This is a genomic window from Pseudofrankia coriaricola (assembly GCF_032027725.1).
GTDB lineage: Bacteria > Actinomycetota > Actinomycetes > Frankiales > Frankiaceae > Pseudofrankia.
Window position 1 is genome coordinate 1 of the sequence record NZ_JASNFO010000115.1, and the last position, 15,222, is coordinate 15,222.

Genomic DNA, 15,222 nt, shown 5'->3' on the forward strand with positions numbered 1-15,222 from the left:
CCCGACGATCAACCAGGTCTGGATGTGGGCAGCGGTCCTCGCCGGCTGGATCTCCGCGCTGCTGCAGGCGATCAGCGGCTACGACCAGCACGCCGGCCGCGCGCACGCCGCCCGGTTCCGACACGACCTACTCCTGGTCCCCGGCCGGCTCGTCCGCCACGCCGGCCAGCTGACCCTTCGCCTGCCACCCGGCCGCGGCGACCTGCTCACCGACGCCCTCGCCGTACTGCGCGCCCCGCGCCCCGTCACCAGCTGACGGTCACCCCAGCCCGACCCGCGCACCCGTCGCACCATCCCACCCGACCGCACCGCCACTCTCCCAGCACCCAAGGACCCGGAACCGCTACCCCGGAGCGCATCCGGACCTCCCGCATCCCCGAAACAAGGAAAACCGCCCCCCAACCCGATGCCGATCAATCAGGGAGCCCGTCGACGATCTCCAGCAGCGCTACTGGCGGATTTAGGTCTGAGGGTGGCGGGCGGGAGCCGGGCGGAACGATGGAAGCTCTCACACTCACCGTCGTCTGCCACGAGGGAACGCCCGCCCGCTCATGCCATCTTCCTCCCTGACGGCTGCTGCCCGCAGCCGGTACCTTCTTGATCTCCTTGCCCAGCTACCGGACCCGCGGAAGAGACGCGGGCGGCGGCACTCGCTGGCCGGGCTGCTTGCCGTCCCGCCCGTAGCCCAGCTGCGTCAGCTCGCCGCGGAATCCCTCCGCATACCGCGCCAACGGTCCGGTTACCCGGACCCGAGTCGGATCTCTCATGATCGCTCCTTCCTTCGTGCCCATCGCGGGCACGAAGGAGAACAGCGATCAACGTCTGATTATCCCGACCTCACAGCCGTGGCCGCCGCCCCCACCAGCAGCGACCACGGCACATCGGCATAACGAAGACGTCACCATAAGACGCCCTGCATACGCAGAGCGACACCGCGCAGGCCATCACCGGCCGGCACGCCGACTACGTGATGACCGTCAAGGCCAACATGCCGACCCTGTACAAGCAGCTGAAGAAGCTACCCTGGACCGCGATCCCCGCGACCTCGGCCGTGAGTACGGGCCACGGCCGCCGGGCCCGTCGCACGATCAAGGCCGTGCTGGTGCCGGCCTGGATCAAGTTCGCCGGCGCCGCCCAGGTCGCGCAGGTCCGCCGCACGGTCACGAGGAAAGGCAAGAAGACCGTCGAGGTCGTGTACCTCATTACCAGCGACCGCGACGCCGATCCCGCCACCCTGGCGGCCTGGGTCCGCGGCCACTGGGAGATAGAAAACCGGCTTCACTGGGTCCGCGACGTGACTTATCAGGAGGATAAATCGCTGGAAACGCGCCCCGTGTGATGGCCTCGCTGCGCAGCCTGGCCATCAGCCTGCTGCACTTGGACGGCCAGGCCAACATCGCCGCCGCTAACCGCCACCACGCCCGCGACCCGCAGCGGACGCTAAAGCTGCTTCAAACTGCATGAGCGGCTTTGCCGTGTCCCTGGCGGCTGGCCTGCCGCTGTAAGAAGCCCGCTCAGGGCGCCTGCCGCGCCGAAGACCGGGACGCCCGGCTCAGCCGCGGTCGTGGAGGGTCACCTGGTAGCCGTCGGGGTCCGCGAACGTGAAAGTGCGGCCGAACGGCCCGTCGACGGGCGCTGAGACGATCGTCGTGCCGGCTGCGGCGAGGGCGTCGTGGATGTCCTGCGCGTCGGAGGCGTGCAGCCACAGCGCCATTCCCTGGCCCGGCTGCGCGATCGCGTCCAGGTCGGTGCCCGCGGCGACGTCGCGGACGGCGAACGCGATCGGCTTGGTGCCGAACACGACGGCGTGCGGCGGTCCCGCGTCGGAGCGCTTCAGCCCCAGGTACCGCTCGTAGAAAGCGGCGGAACGCTCCAGGTCGCGCACCTGCAGTGAAACGAAGTCGGGTCCCGTGACGGCCATGATCCTTGCCTCCTCATTGGATGTCAGTCTTCTGACACACCGAATGTATGTCAGACTCCTGACATGAGTCAAGGCGAGCCCGGAATCGAGCTGGACACATCGCTGGGGTACATGCTGAAGGCGGCCGCGAGCGCCTTGCACTCTGCCCTGGAGGCCGTACTGAGGCCGCTCGGCATGACGATCACCCACTACGCCTGCCTGGAGCTGCTTGCCCAGCGGCCGGGCCTGTCGAACTCCGAGCTCGCCCGCGGCGCCTTCGTCACCCGGCAGTCGATGAACGTGCTCCTGCAGGCCCTCGAACGCCAGGGACTCGTCGTCCGCCCGGCACAGGCACCCGTCGGCAGGGCCCTGCCGACTGAGCTGACCGCCCGCGGGCGCCGCCAGCTCAAGGTGGCCAGCGCCGCGGTTCGCCGCGTCGAGCAAGACATGCTGGCCAATCTGGATACCGGCGAGCAAGATCAGATGCGGCGCCTACTCGCCGCGTGCATCGCCTCACTGACCGAACCGCCCGCATCGGCGACGTAACCGCTCCGGAATTTACGACTTTGCCGTGTCCCTGCCCAGGGCGGGTAGTCGTGGGGGAGGTAGCGCCAGGGGATACCGGTGCGGTCGACGTACAGGATCGCGTTGAGGATGCTGCGCAGATCGTGTGTTGGAGGGCGTCCGATGTTCAGGCCTTTCTGGTGGCGTTCGGCGCGCCAGGCGGTCAGCACGGGTTCGACCAGCTTCCACCGCGCGTCGGACAGGTCGCTGGGGTAACGCTCGTCGGTCATGGTTGCGGCCTACCGCAGGCCGGCGGTGCCTACCCGGAATTCTCGCTGTCACCGGTAAGGGCCGCAGACCATCAGCCTGCGGGATGAGACAGGATCTTCCGTACGAACACCGCGCCGTCATAGGTGTCGTACCGGCCAGAATAGGCCGGACCGCCCGTGAATCACGGAGAGAGATGGCTGAGCGTGACTGCCTGACGGCGAACGAACCCAGCCGTCAACACCCGAAAAAGGATCAAACGCCCTTTAAAAGCCCGTTTCAGAATGATCCTCGAAGTTTTCGCAGGCAGATGATCGAGCAGGCCAGGCTCAGGAACGCCTGGTGGATGTCAACGCGGCGTTCCCAGCGGGTGCGCAGGCGGCGGAACTGGTGCAGCCAGCCGATGGTGCGCTCGACGGGCCAACGCTGCGTGCCGAGGCCGGAGCCATGCGGCGTTCCCCGGCGGGCGATGACCGGGGTGATCTGCCGGGCGGTGAGTCTGCGGCGGTAGATGTCGTGGTCGTAGGCCCGGTCCGCGAGCAGGTGGTGAGGGCGCCGGCGAGGCCGGCCACGGCGGCCGCGGATGAGGGGGATCGCCTCGACCAACGGGATCAGCTGGGTGACGTCGTGGCGGTTGCCGCCAGTCACGGTCGTCACCAGCGGTACCCCGGTCGCGTCGGTGATCACATGGTGTTTGCTGCCGGGATGGGCCCGGTTGACCGGGCTCGGACCCGTCTGGGCCCCCCTTACCTGTATCGGCCTGCAGCGTCAAGGTGACCACTTCGCCCCTACCTGTATCGGCCTGCAGCGTCAAGGTGACCACTTCGCCCCACGCTGGAACGGTTTGTTGGGGACTCCGGGGCGCACGCCACTATCCTCCCTGCTCCCTGCAGGTGCCGATCCCGCGGACGGGTGGGTGGGTCAAGGGGCGCGCAGCGCTCGCGTAGCGACGCCATAGGCGCCCTTGACGCGCCCGCCCGGGAGCGGACACTCGCCTGCTGTGGGGGGTAGGGAGGGGCCTTGGGCCATGACGGTGCGGTCCGGGTTCGGTCCTCCGGTGGGTGCGGTGTTTCCCCGGGTCCTGGGGTCGCGCCTGGTGGCGCGCGGTCGGGGGCAGCCAGCCTTACCTGGGTGCACGGGCCGTGTCCGTGGCCCGGCGACATGATGATGGATTGGGTGCCCCCCGCCAGCGGGGGTGCGGCCGCTCAGTCTTTTGAGGCCGTCCGTGGTGCCCCGCGTGGCGAGGCGACGGCTTGACAGGGGGCTGTCAGGAGCTGGCCGCGGCTGGGAAAGCCCCATCTGGTGATCGTGGTGCCCTGGCCACGTCCACTGGTAGACCACGGTGACCCGAGTGGTCGGGATCAGGCCGGGGTCAGGCCGCCTGGGGCGGGGCAGCCCGGCGCGGGCGGGGCAGGGCCGGCGCGAACGCATCGTCACCGAGGGCGGTGAGCAAGTGACTCGCCTGGCGGACGATCTTCCGGGCCGTGGCGAGCGTGGCCTGCTTCCCGCCGAGACGATCCTTGACCTGGGCGTAGTACGCATGGTCGGGAGCGGTGGTCCGCGCGTAGGTCTTGCCGGCCTCGAACAGGCACCACCGCAACACCGGCGGGCCCTGCCGGGACAGGTGCCCCGGGGAGCGCTTGCCGTCCGAGGAGTACACGGTCACATCCAGGCCCGCGAAACGGACCGCCTGGCGCGACGACGTGAACCGGTCAGCGCCACCGAGCCAGCAGGTCAGCGCCAGCGCGGTGACCGGGCCGACCCCGTAGAGCTCGTCGGCGAGCAGCCGCGCGCCACGCAGGTACCGCGCCTCGGCCTCCAGCCGCCGGCGGACCGCCGCGAGCTCGTCCTCCTCGGCCTGGAGCATCCGCAGCGCGGTGGCGACCTGGACCTGCCCGGCCGGAGAGAGCCGGGTGACCAACTCGGCGAGCCGCGCCCGGCCGGCCTCGCCGCCGACCTCGACGCCCGGTGGTTCGGCGCCCTGGTGGAACAGCACGGCATGCACCCGCTGCACCCAGGCGGTGTGCTCGCGGCGCAGGTCTTGGTACAGCTCCAGCAGCGCCCGGTCCTCCAGCGCCCGCACCGGGGGCACCCAGCAGGCCGGGACCCGCTGCTCGGCGACGAGGTCACGCAGCAGCCGGGCGTCCGCGCGGTCCGTTTTCGCGCGCCGCTTCGGGCCACGCGCGGCGGCGGTGTCCGCCGGCTCCGCCAGCAGCACCCCGACCCCGGCCGTGGCGAACTCCTCGGCGACGTACCGCCAGCCGGTGCACGCCTCAACGGCAAACGTCACCTCGTCCCGCCCGCTGAACCGCCCGCGCAGCCAGTCAGCCAGGTGCGCCCGGTCCGCCGGCGTGATCCGCCCCGTGCGCACCTCGCCGGTCTCCGTGTCGGCGTAGTCGAACGTCAACTGCTTCCGGTGGATGTCTAACCCGCCTACGATGGCCATCGGGACCTCCTCAAGCTCCCGCGACACGTGTCCGATCAACGCATCATGCGTCTGAGCTGAGGAGGTCTTCTACTGCCCGAAGGGCGCATCCTCAGCATCCGGTGATCGCAACCACCCGATGCATGCCATCTTTTAGCGCGTGGATGTGGGAGGAGTCGACCAGCGCCCGGTGCAGGTCAAGCCGGCCCGCGGCCTTGCACTCGGCCAGCAGCGTCTCGTGCAGGTGCTGCCAGACGCCGGCGGCCTGCCAGTCGCGCAGCCGCCGCCAGCAGGTCACTCCCGACACACCCCGAACAGTGTCGTGGGCAGTTCCCGCCAGGGCACGTCGTTGCGCAGCACCCATAGGATGCCTTCCAACGCCGCCCGGTCATCCACCAGCAACCGGCCTGGGTAACGGAACCGCCGCCGCCGCGCTGGCAGCAGCGGCGCGAGCCGCTTCCACAGCTGCTCTGTCAGCACCTCATCGCGCATGACACCAGAGATCTACCGGCCCGCCCGGATCATCCCGGTATGACACGCCGTGGTTGACCGATCTTTGTGAACCAGCTCTAGGGATACAAATCACCAATATTAATTCATAGTTATACTGATGACTTGGTTTGCTTCCATCCTGGAGCGAGCGCCCGGCCGCCAGCTACTCACCTTCCTGTCTCACCAACCGCCGGACAGCACGACACGAGGCGTCAGTCGAGTCAACGGCAACCACAACCCCTCCCGGGTCACCGCCATCCGCCGTGCACCTATGGGGGTGGCGGCTACGCCGCCACCCCCGAGGGCGCTCTGGTCGCATGCGGGGATGTGTCGCGGGTGACGAAGAGACCAGCCAGCCGGCTTCGGGTTCCCGACACGCGGCCGCACCCTCCAGATCACTTCGTCTCAACACAGTCTTCGCCGACGCCAGTATAACCGCGACCAAGATCCCGCCTCGAGCTGCCCGGGCGAATGCTTACGGAGCGGTTTGTCCGCACGGTCCGGACCGAGGTCACCGACCGTACAATCGATCCTCAGCGATCGGCACCGGTGGATCCTGTCGACCGCACATCCGGTTAATGACCAACGACGGCTTTGCAGCCACAACCTTCGTTCAGCCCGGTCCGACTACCCGATCGCAGGCGTCAAGACGGACCGGACCGAGCGCCCAACTCCTCTCGGTACGATCTTCGAATACGAACGAGCCGCATAAAAGCCTACCTCATCGGCAGTCGTAAAAATCTGGAGATCCTGCAGCTCGCTTGGCGTCCGGGCGCCGACATTCTCGGACGATAAATCGCCGTTACAATGTGATATCCGCCTTGAGGAAGGAACGCACAGCATCTGGCTCGATGCGTCCGACGGTCGGGAGCGAGATGCGCCAGTGGCCGCGATGCAGAGCTTCGGCCACCAAGCGCAAAGCCACGCTGCGTGGTGCGGACTGCGCTAGAGCGATAAGCGCCTCAGCCTGACCGACAACATTCGGTATCGATTCGATCGCGCGCATCGCGCGTTCGACGTCTCCGATCTCGCCGGCGGTCTGAGCTAGCGCGTGAATAGCCCGAGCGCGAGGACCTGGATGCGTAATCTTCTGGGCGATCCGCTCTGCTCCCTGGAGATCTCTCCTGCTCGCACACGATTGCACAATCGACGCCAGGATCTTGTCTTTTGTCTCGGGATCGGTGAATTCAGCCGCGATACTTTCCGCCAAGATGATGTCGCCGCGCGTTGCTGCGGCTGCAGCCACGGAGGTCAGCGCTCTCGCTCTGTATGCAGGATCCACGACCGACTGCGCGAGCTGCCTTGCCCTGATCTGCCAACCCAACCGAGTCAGCACTCCGACAACCGAAGCAATTGCCGGGTCACGCCGAGTTGCTGCGGCGATGGCGTCGATAGCTGCAATCGATCGCTCCAGGAGAAGCTGCGCCTGTTCGGTGCCCTCGCGCCACGCTACCTCCTCCGCGACCATCGCGAAGGCACTGGCGCGTAGCTGCTCATTAGTGATTGTCGAGAGAATCCTATTGGCCCGTTCGAAGTCCTGCTCTTGAACTGCCTCACGAGCAGCCTGGGTGAGTATTTTTGCCTGCGCGAAAGGCTTGGCTGTTGCGTGCTCAACTGCCACGTCAGCCGTCACCCGGTTATGCAATTCGTCATTTTCATCCGAGTCGCTGGAGTATGAGGTATTAACCGGACCCGACTGAGGCGCACCAGTTTTTGGGCGCGGTTCATCGGTGGCACCGAAAATCTTCCCTCCCCCTAGGAGGTTTGGAGCGAGTTGAGTCCCGGAGCGCCTTCGATCGACTTCGACATTGTTCCCAATTGCGTCCGAAATGCCAGTCGCAGCTTTTTTTGCCGCCTCGCCTCGGTTCCTAATGGACGCCGAGATTCGCTCGGCACGGTCCACGTCGCCGGAGGTCGCGACGGCGTCAGCTACTAGAAAGATCGCTAGGTCGCGCTGTGATTCGTCTGCGATTGATCGCGCAACCTTTTCTGCGAGATCCACACAACCGACTTGCGTGGCTACTCGCGTGAGGGTCAAAAGCTCGTCGTCGTATTCGGGTCCACCTCCGGCAGAGCGGGCAACCAACTCTGCCTTCCGTACGGCCGCCTCAGCGGACCGGTCTTGGCCTCCTTTCGCTATTCCCGCAGCTATAGCGGTGCTGGCTTGCGCCCGGTGGACGCCACCCGGGACGCCCACGACCATCGCCTCGGCGTAGTCAACCTCGCCACACATCGCGGCGACACGTGCTGCCGCAATTAGACAAGGCGTTCGGTGCTTTTGCTTGCCAGGTCGAGCGGCGAGACGCACAACACGATGGACTATGGTCATCGCTTGGGCAACGTCGCCGCTTTCCGCCACTGCGTGTGCAACTACGGCCAGTGTCCATGCCTGACGGTACGGATGCCGAATAGCGCCCGCGAGTTTCTCCGCCTTTTGGATCAACCCCGCAACTTCGGACGTGTCTCCGGCCGCCGTCATCGCCCTAGCGATCGCCGAGAGCCCCTCAGCACGGAGAGGCCGGTCGTCGATAGTCTCCGCTACGGCGAGAGCGGTGAGGAAAAGCCCAAGACGACCAACTTCTCCTGCGACAAGAGCGAGGGCCCGCGAGCGTTCCATCCAATTTTCGATCGAGAGCGCCAATTCCTTTGCCTTATTAAGTTCACCCATGGCTGCCCAGGCGCGTGCCACGTCGGCGGAGGCGAGCGGGCGCTGGGCCTCACTCAACGTATCGATCATCCCAAAGGCGGTGGAAATCAATGTGTCGGCGCGGCCCACGTCATGAGCAAGAGCGGCAGCCCGGGCGACATCGGCGTAGGAGCGGCATTGTTCGAGAATGTTGGGGATCGACGGGATGAGGCGCTCGGCCCGTACACGAAGATCATAAGAACGGCGTTCTTCTCCAACCGATACGGCCTCGCGGGCTATAGCCGCAAGAGCCTGTACCTGCCGGTATGGATCTTTTATGGAGAAGGCAAGAGACTCGGCTCGTTCATACTGACCCAGCAGCGCCCATACCTGAGGTAAATCGGCCGGGACGAAGTCGTTTCTCCGTGCGATCTGGTCTCGGTGAAAGGCGAGTTTAACCATCGCCTCCAGGTCTGGACGAGGTTCACCAAGAAAAAGTTGCTGAGCGGTCTCGATCTCAGCAAATGCCGCTGCGTCGCCACCCGCAATATCGAGCATCCTGTCATGACGATTCGCGTCGATGGCGAGCAACAGTACACGTCGCAAATCTCGTTCACCTGCGACGAATTGAAAGTAGTCTCGCAGAAGATATTCGGGCGATCCCGCTGGCCAACCACGCTCTCGGTAACCATCGGCCCAGTCATGTAGCCGGGCGCCGTGCCGTCGCAGCTCAACCTCACCCAGGAATCTAACCGCCTGCTGTTGGAGCTCCTCGTGGCCCAGCACATAGACCGCGCTATCCGGCAGCCAATGCCCAGCGCGTATTGCAAAGGACCGGCCGGACGCGGCGCCAAGAAGGTCGTCGATCTCCCACGACGGCAACCCCGCCAATTCCGCCAGGTCGGCGCTCGACAAGCCTCCGCCGGAGGCTGTTAGTAGTCCAAGTAGGTCTCTTTCGGCCGGTGCCCCACGCAGCAGTCGCTTGAGTTCTCGCTCGGCATCCCGCCTGGCAACATCTGCGTAGGGTGAGGCCGGAAGGACCCTCACGGTACCATCGCCTCGTAGCGGATGGATCTCAGGAACGTCTGGAGGGATAGGCGGATTGGGCCGTCCGGAGACGATAACGCGCATGCCGTTGGGCGGATCGGCTGGAAGCAGGGACGCGATACTATGAAAGTCCGCATCTGCGGTAACGCCCTGATCCTCGTCCAAGCCGTCGACCAGCAGGATCAGCCGCTCGCCGGAGTGACTGCAGAACTGTGCGGCCCGGGCCAACGCTCCGGCGAAATGGGCGTCCCGCGTAGAGTCGGTCAACAACATCGGCATCGGCTCGCCGAGGAGCTCGAGGAGCTGCTCGAGAACTACCTCGCTGAACCCGACACGGTTGTTCTGTCCGGGCTGGCGGGCAGTTATGAAGAAACAGGCGACCCGCACGCCGTCAGGAGGGTTGAGCGCGAACGTCGACATCAACGCCGACTTCCCCGCCCATGCGTCCGCTCGCCAACACAGGAAAGGGCTCGATCCGGCACCGAGAGCGAACTCCGCCATCGCTGCAAGTTCCCTATCCCGCGCCTGCAATTTGGCAGGGGCAATCTCTTTGACCCGTTCGAGATACTCGGATCGCACCAAGGGCCGAGTGTGAGCTGCATTGAACGCGTTACCTATAGGCCCCGCTGGCGCAAGATCGTAACCAGATAGATCTCGATATAGAGTGGCTAAATTCTTAGTTGCACTTGCGGGCGCATATCTGCCCGCAAGTTCGACGAGCCGGCTAAACAAGCGATCCGCCGCGGCGACCGTTCCAGACGCCGTCGAGAGGCGGAGCTGGCCGATGGCGTGAGTTCGGTCAGTCTCGTCGACACCTTCCAGCCTAATCTCACGCACGCGGAGCGCACTTAGCAGACGCCAGGTGAGGTCACCTGGCGTGACGTCGAATTCGACAGGGACCGTCTCCGATGCCGCAGCCACCACCTCATCGAGGTACAGGAGTCGCTGACGTACATCCTTATTCACTAGAACCAGCTTGTCACGGAACTCATCTGAGCTGGCCGCGTCTCTCGCGAACGTCGCGAGCTCCGCTATTTGGCCCACGTGCGCGTTTCGACTGGCCACCGCAAGCGCCAGCCGCCATTGCCCCGATGCGATTGGCGGCCAATGCCGATCGAGCATCTGAAGATAGGACGCGATCAACTGTACCGTTGCCCGGTCACTGGGCACGAACGACGGGTCACGTCGGACCCCAATCGAGACCCTCCTTTCCTCCTGGGCGGCGGTGATGCCAGAGATTACAATGTCGTCGACCGGACTAAAGCTGCTTGCTTGGAAGGCGATCGTCTGGGGCGTGACGTCATCGCCTAGTTCGGGCAATGGGCCACCGGTCAGCAAGCCACTCAGTAGTAGGGCACCGTACCGGTGTTCGAGCACGACTCCTCCCCCGCCCGTCGCGTACGGACTAGCAATGCGCGTACCGTGAGCGCGCGAGCTGGGGCTGATCGTCACCCGACAAAGAATACGCTCGTTGCAGCGCCGACCAGGGCTCCGTCGTCTTCTCGCCTACTTCCGACGACCATGCTCCTTGGTACTCGCAGGCTCCAGCCACCATCGGTGCCGTTCCACGTGATCCACCAGCCCGGTCACGAGATCGAAACGCGGCCGCCGAGCAGCGCGCCCCTCCTGCGGACCGCGGGCGTTGCGGATGCTAACCGCGCTGACCATCGACGCCGTCGAGCGCACCGCCACAGCGGCTCGTCGACGCGACCGCCCTCGCCCGGGTAACCTACCCGCCGCGACGGATCACCAATCTGTGATCTTCCGAATGCCACTGACCTCCCGGAGCCCCTGCATCTGACGATGACGAGCCATGCAGGCAACAACGACGGGCAGACCCGGGTTGGTCGGGCAGGTGTGACGGACGGCGTGCCTAGGCCGGCCATCACCGGCCCGTCAGCAGCTGAACCGGCCCGCCGGCAGACCAAGGCCAGGTGCGGCCAGAACGGACCAGATGCGTGCGAGCAGGACCTGTTGCACCTGGTTAGGGCCGAGTACGTGCTGCACTGGCAGCGGCCTCAATGGGCAGCGGCGGCATCCCTCCGTCTACCTGGCGCACCCCGTCGGGGCGATTGCATGCTCCACACCTTGTAGCGTGCCAAAAGTCGATTCAGGGTGTGACCTGCGGTTTCGCTGTTCGCTCAAGCGACGCGATGGCACTCGCTGATCACGCCTCCGAGGATCTTGTGGCGGCGGATCGGACTGTCGAGAGGTACGACGGTGGCCGGGTCGTGGTTCGGTGGGCGCTGGTCTCGTCCTTGGTGGGGCCGATGGTCGTTGAAGTGTCGGACGTACTCGTCGAGCACGGTGGCGGCGTGGCGTGCGTCGTAGAGGAGGATCCGGTCGGTGCATTCCTGGCGGACGGAACGGATGAACCGCTCCGCGTAGCAGTTCGCCCGCGGAGTCCGCGGGGGAGTCCGCACGACCTGGATGCCTTCGACGGCGAACACGTCGTCGAACGACCTCGTGTATTTCGCGTCCCGGTCGCGGATCAGGAACCGGAACGCGTCGAGCCGCCCGTCGAGGTCCATGACCAGGTGGCGGGCCTGCTGGGTGACCCAGGACCCGGTCGGGTGAGCGGTCACACCGAGGATGTGGACACGGCGGGTCTGGATCTCCATCACGAACAGCACGTACAGCCGGCGCAGCATGATGTTGTCGAGATGGAAGAAGTCAGTCGCCAGCAGCCCGCTGGCCTGGGCTCGCAGGAAGGCGCGCCAGCTGGTGTCGGCGCGGCGCCGGGCCGAGACCGGCACCGGCGAGGAACCGACGGACCGTGCCCGCGCCGATCCGATGGCCCAGGCCGAGCAGTTCGCCCTGGATACGGCGATGATCCCAGGTCGAGTTGTCACGGGCGAGGCGGATCACCAGAGCCTGCAGCTCCTCAGCTACTGGCGGGGGCCCATCCGATGCGGGTAGGTCCACCGTCGGCGGACCAGGCGGCGATGCCACGCCAGCAACGTCGCCGGCGTGACCAGGCAGCGTGACCGGACCTCCCGGGGCAGCAACCAGGCCAACGCGGCCAGGACCGCGCGGTCCGGCCAGCTGAACCGGGGCCGCCCGACCTGACGGCGCAGGACCGACACCTCGTGGCGCAGCACCAGCAGCTCCGCCGTCCGCGCCGCGTCGCTGCGCGTCAACAGAACCAGCCAGCCGAACACCCGAACCATCGCCAGATACGTCAATCGCACCACCATGAACCACAATCATCCACCGTCGTGGTGGGCAGCGAAGTCGCAGGTCAACGACCTAAATCGAGTTCTGGCACGGTACAGGCAGCCCGGGCTGGCAGCAGCCGGCTATCTCTGATTAGGTCGGAGCGCTGTGCCGCCTGCCGCTTTATTATACCGGCATCCGAATACAGGCGAGAACACCGCGCCACCGTTCGAGCCGACCGTGCGCTTCACATAGCCGTCCGCTCCGACCAACTCTTCCTCGCCACCGCATGTGCAAGTTCAAATTCGTGGCTACTGTGGCTTTGAAAGTTAAAACTGAAAGCGCAGGCAGCGGCGGCCAAAGTTGCAGCTGGACGTCGCCAACAGGTGCGTGCTGCAACTAATTTGCCGGTAAGGAGGGATGCTCCAGCATCTCGTCGCTCAGCCAGTCAATGGGTCCCCGATCGGCTTGGATGGTAAGCCCACGAATAAATTTTGCCTCACGCTTCTCAATCTCTGCAGGCTCTAAAGGTCGCCATTCGAACGGATCCGAGTCGAGTGTCCAAAATGGCGAGGGTTCCAGCAAGGTATCATAGCTGAGTATGACGCGCGTCCTCGCGGACTCTTTTCCGCCCTGCTCTAGCTCGGGAAAGGAGTCCGATATATCTTGCGCGTATTGGCAGGTTGCGGCGACCGACCAAGGGGAATTGAGGATCGAAGCGAGCTGGTTGAGCTTCAGAACCTCCCGTTCGCTGAATCCGGTCGAGGAGCGTTTCACCTCGACCGGCACGAAGTCGCCACCTTTGGTAAGAAGTAGAACATCGGCCTCGCCGGCGGCAGAGTTAGCGCCTTCGCGCCAGATCTCCATGCCGGGATGCAGTCCAACAATGTTGCTGTCCATGTATCCGCGAAAGATTGTATACAAATATCGCGTGACAAGCAGATGCCCTATAGCATCGTGCTCGTATACCCGGCGCAGAGGCTCCGAGAGGCGATACTTGAAGTCGACCTGATGGCGGTCGCCGAATGGCTCGGCTATCTCCTTGGCACATCCGCGACAGATGATCGGCGGCGCAAACGCAGTGACCGGTATCCACTGCTTCGCTTCGCAAGCTCCGCAGTGAAGCGGAAACCCTTTGACTATGAGTTTTGCTTTCTCTGCCCACAGTAGCCAGTATTTGGTTGCTTTCTGATTATTTCCGAACACCTTCTTGAAGTCGCCGAATGATTTTACGGGGAGCTCGTCGGTGGTCGGTGGAACGGCATCAATAGGATTAGCAGTCTGCCCCGAAATTCGGAGTCGGTCCTTGAACCAGCCAAATCCCTGTCGCGCCGCCATTTCTTCGAGTAGCGAAAGAAGCGGAGCGTGAATAATATGATCAATATGGGTGATGTCGCCCAAACCCGCTAGTGCGATTCTAGCTGCGCGGCCCGGTTCCGACTCTCGGAGGTCGAAGGAACGCCGTCTGGCTACCGACCTGGCCATCAAGAGCCGGCTAGGCCAGATCGCGTCGCACGGCCGGGAACGATACCTCACTGACATGGAATTGTAGGATAGCGCCCCCGCGTAGAAAGCAGAGTTCGGCGCCTGGATCCGCAAATCGTCACCGTGTGGGAATGAGTTTCCTAGGACGTCGAGGTCTGCGTGCATGTGAGTCGAAATACCTAAGGCGCGGTTGGTGAAAAGTTCACGGTTAATACCTGGCGGCATTGGAACGAATCGCGCAGTTCCTTGCTTCCAAACTAGAGCCTCATCACGTGACCAGCCTGCAGGTCTGCCAAATGAAATAATCTCATCGCAGCTGCTGAGACCGAAATCGCGGCCATGCGGCTGGCCGAGCATATCGGAAAGTTGGTCAACTGAAAGGCTAGAACTTGTCACGTAGATGGAGCGCGTAGAGAATCCGCCGCGCGGGATCCGACGATCGTCGATTAGCTTCGAAATTAAGTCAGGAGTGGCTTCGGCTACGGGAACGCCAATAGGTAGCGGACTTGCGTCGCCGTGCGCGGAACGAAGATTCCAAAGCAGGGTAAGATCGCCTAAGTCTTCTGGCGAGCAAACTACGACGATGTTCGGGCCCGCATCGCGTAGTACAAACCGCGGGTCGGGGAGAACGTAGTTTTCGGCACTGATGGTCGAGCTGCCACTATTTCCGTATGGAAGGTGGACCATTGAGAGCTCGCGAGGATTCAAGACATTGTCTGTGGTCGCCCTGGCCAGGAGATCGTCGAGAGATCCCACTGAAGAGATCCTGCTAATGTTGACGAACTCTTCAAAGCGAAGATCCGGCCTTAGGCCGCCGTCGTGGAGGACTGTGGAGGCTGGGTGCTCCGGAAGAAGTCCTAGGCAAGCCGCGTAGATTCCTTTCCACGGATCGTTTGGTGCAAGTTCAATGGTTTCCACCGTCCGGTAGTCATCAGGTTGTCCATGCTTGAGAAGCGCTACTGCCATTTGGATGCCTGGATATCGCCGCCCTTGCTTGTCGGTGGCTCTGGCAGTTGGTAGATTGAATAGCCCGTGCCGGTGCATGCCGTAGACGCCGTCAACGGCGGCTCCGGCCAGCAGCCGGGCGTACTCGGGCCGGATTACTCCATCGGCATCGACAGGGACGAGCGGAGCGGTAGCGCCACCCCATAGCTGGCAGACGTCTTGCACGCCCTGCAAGAAGTTTGCGGTGCTGCTAACAGGCAGGGCAATGCGGGCGGGGCGATAGGTAATCCGCGCCACATGCGCACCGTCGAGAGTTTCGTCGTCCAGCAATCCTCTCATCGTTCCCTCCTCGCCTTATTATTCCTTGATCGCGGG

The 15,222-nt window shown here is 64.4% G+C and carries 9 protein-coding genes and 4 pseudogenes; 4 read left to right on the forward strand and 9 right to left on the reverse strand.

Annotated elements, in window-relative coordinates; genetic code table 11:
- Positions 1 to 256: hypothetical protein (locus QOZ89_RS41560; protein WP_397428891.1), on the forward strand; the 256-nt coding region annotated here is incomplete at its 5' end.
- 358 nt (positions 257 to 614) lie between these two features.
- Here the strand turns inward: QOZ89_RS41560 and QOZ89_RS41565 are convergent.
- Positions 615 to 767 carry a hypothetical protein gene (locus QOZ89_RS41565; RefSeq protein ID WP_312629667.1) on the reverse strand — a complete coding sequence of 51 codons (153 nt, stop codon included), beginning with the start codon at positions 765 to 767 and terminating at the stop codon, positions 615 to 617.
- Between the two features lie 146 nt (positions 768 to 913).
- Between QOZ89_RS41565 and QOZ89_RS41570 the strand changes: the two genes are divergently transcribed.
- Together QOZ89_RS41570 and QOZ89_RS41575 are read left to right on the forward strand one after the other, a co-directional pair.
- Positions 914 to 1,339 (forward strand): ISAs1 family transposase, encoded by a 426-nt coding sequence (locus tag QOZ89_RS41570; RefSeq protein WP_312629697.1) that lies wholly within the window; start codon positions 914 to 916, stop codon positions 1,337 to 1,339.
- Positions 1,336 to 1,464 carry a hypothetical protein gene (locus QOZ89_RS41575; protein ID WP_312629669.1) on the forward strand — a complete coding sequence of 43 codons (129 nt, stop codon included), beginning with the start codon at positions 1,336 to 1,338 and terminating at the stop codon, positions 1,462 to 1,464. Before QOZ89_RS41570 ends, QOZ89_RS41575 begins: the two co-directional genes overlap by 4 nt.
- Positions 1,465 to 1,552: 88 nt before the next feature.
- Here QOZ89_RS41575 and QOZ89_RS41580 read toward each other — a convergent pair whose 3' ends face one another.
- On the reverse strand, positions 1,553 to 1,921 hold the full coding sequence (locus tag QOZ89_RS41580) for a VOC family protein (protein WP_312629671.1): 369 nt from the start codon (positions 1,919 to 1,921) through the stop codon (positions 1,553 to 1,555).
- Positions 1,922 to 1,984: 63 nt separating this feature from the next.
- Between QOZ89_RS41580 and QOZ89_RS41585 the strand changes: the two genes are divergently transcribed.
- Complete coding sequence (locus tag QOZ89_RS41585; protein ID WP_312629673.1) at positions 1,985 to 2,446, forward strand: MarR family winged helix-turn-helix transcriptional regulator; 462 nt, start codon at positions 1,985 to 1,987, stop codon at positions 2,444 to 2,446.
- 35 nt (positions 2,447 to 2,481) lie between these two features.
- Here the strand turns inward: QOZ89_RS41585 and QOZ89_RS41590 are convergent.
- The 7 genes and pseudogenes from QOZ89_RS41590 to QOZ89_RS41620 all read right to left on the reverse strand — a co-directional run.
- Positions 2,482 to 2,694 (reverse strand): annotated as a pseudogene (locus QOZ89_RS41590) (transposase); the annotation flags it as partial.
- 256 nt (positions 2,695 to 2,950) lie between these two features.
- Positions 2,951 to 3,418, reverse strand: a pseudogene (locus tag QOZ89_RS41595) (IS5 family transposase); the annotation flags it as partial.
- 625 nt (positions 3,419 to 4,043) lie between these two features.
- Entirely contained in the window at positions 4,044 to 5,117 is a 1,074-nt protein-coding gene (locus QOZ89_RS41600) for an IS110 family RNA-guided transposase (RefSeq protein WP_312629675.1), read from the reverse strand.
- A 124-nt stretch (positions 5,118 to 5,241) separates the two neighbouring features.
- A pseudogene (locus tag QOZ89_RS41605) lies at positions 5,242 to 5,588 on the reverse strand (transposase); the annotation flags it as partial.
- 802 nt (positions 5,589 to 6,390) lie between these two features.
- Positions 6,391 to 10,638 carry a P-loop domain-containing protein gene (locus QOZ89_RS41610; RefSeq protein ID WP_312629677.1) on the reverse strand — a complete coding sequence of 1,416 codons (4,248 nt, stop codon included), beginning with the start codon at positions 10,636 to 10,638 and terminating at the stop codon, positions 6,391 to 6,393.
- A 764-nt stretch (positions 10,639 to 11,402) separates the two neighbouring features.
- A pseudogene (locus tag QOZ89_RS41615) lies at positions 11,403 to 12,458 on the reverse strand (integrase core domain-containing protein).
- Between the two features lie 358 nt (positions 12,459 to 12,816).
- Positions 12,817 to 15,186, reverse strand: coding sequence for a hypothetical protein (locus tag QOZ89_RS41620; RefSeq protein WP_312629679.1), 2,370 nt, complete (start codon positions 15,184 to 15,186; stop codon positions 12,817 to 12,819).
- Positions 15,187 to 15,222 lie beyond the last annotated feature (36 nt).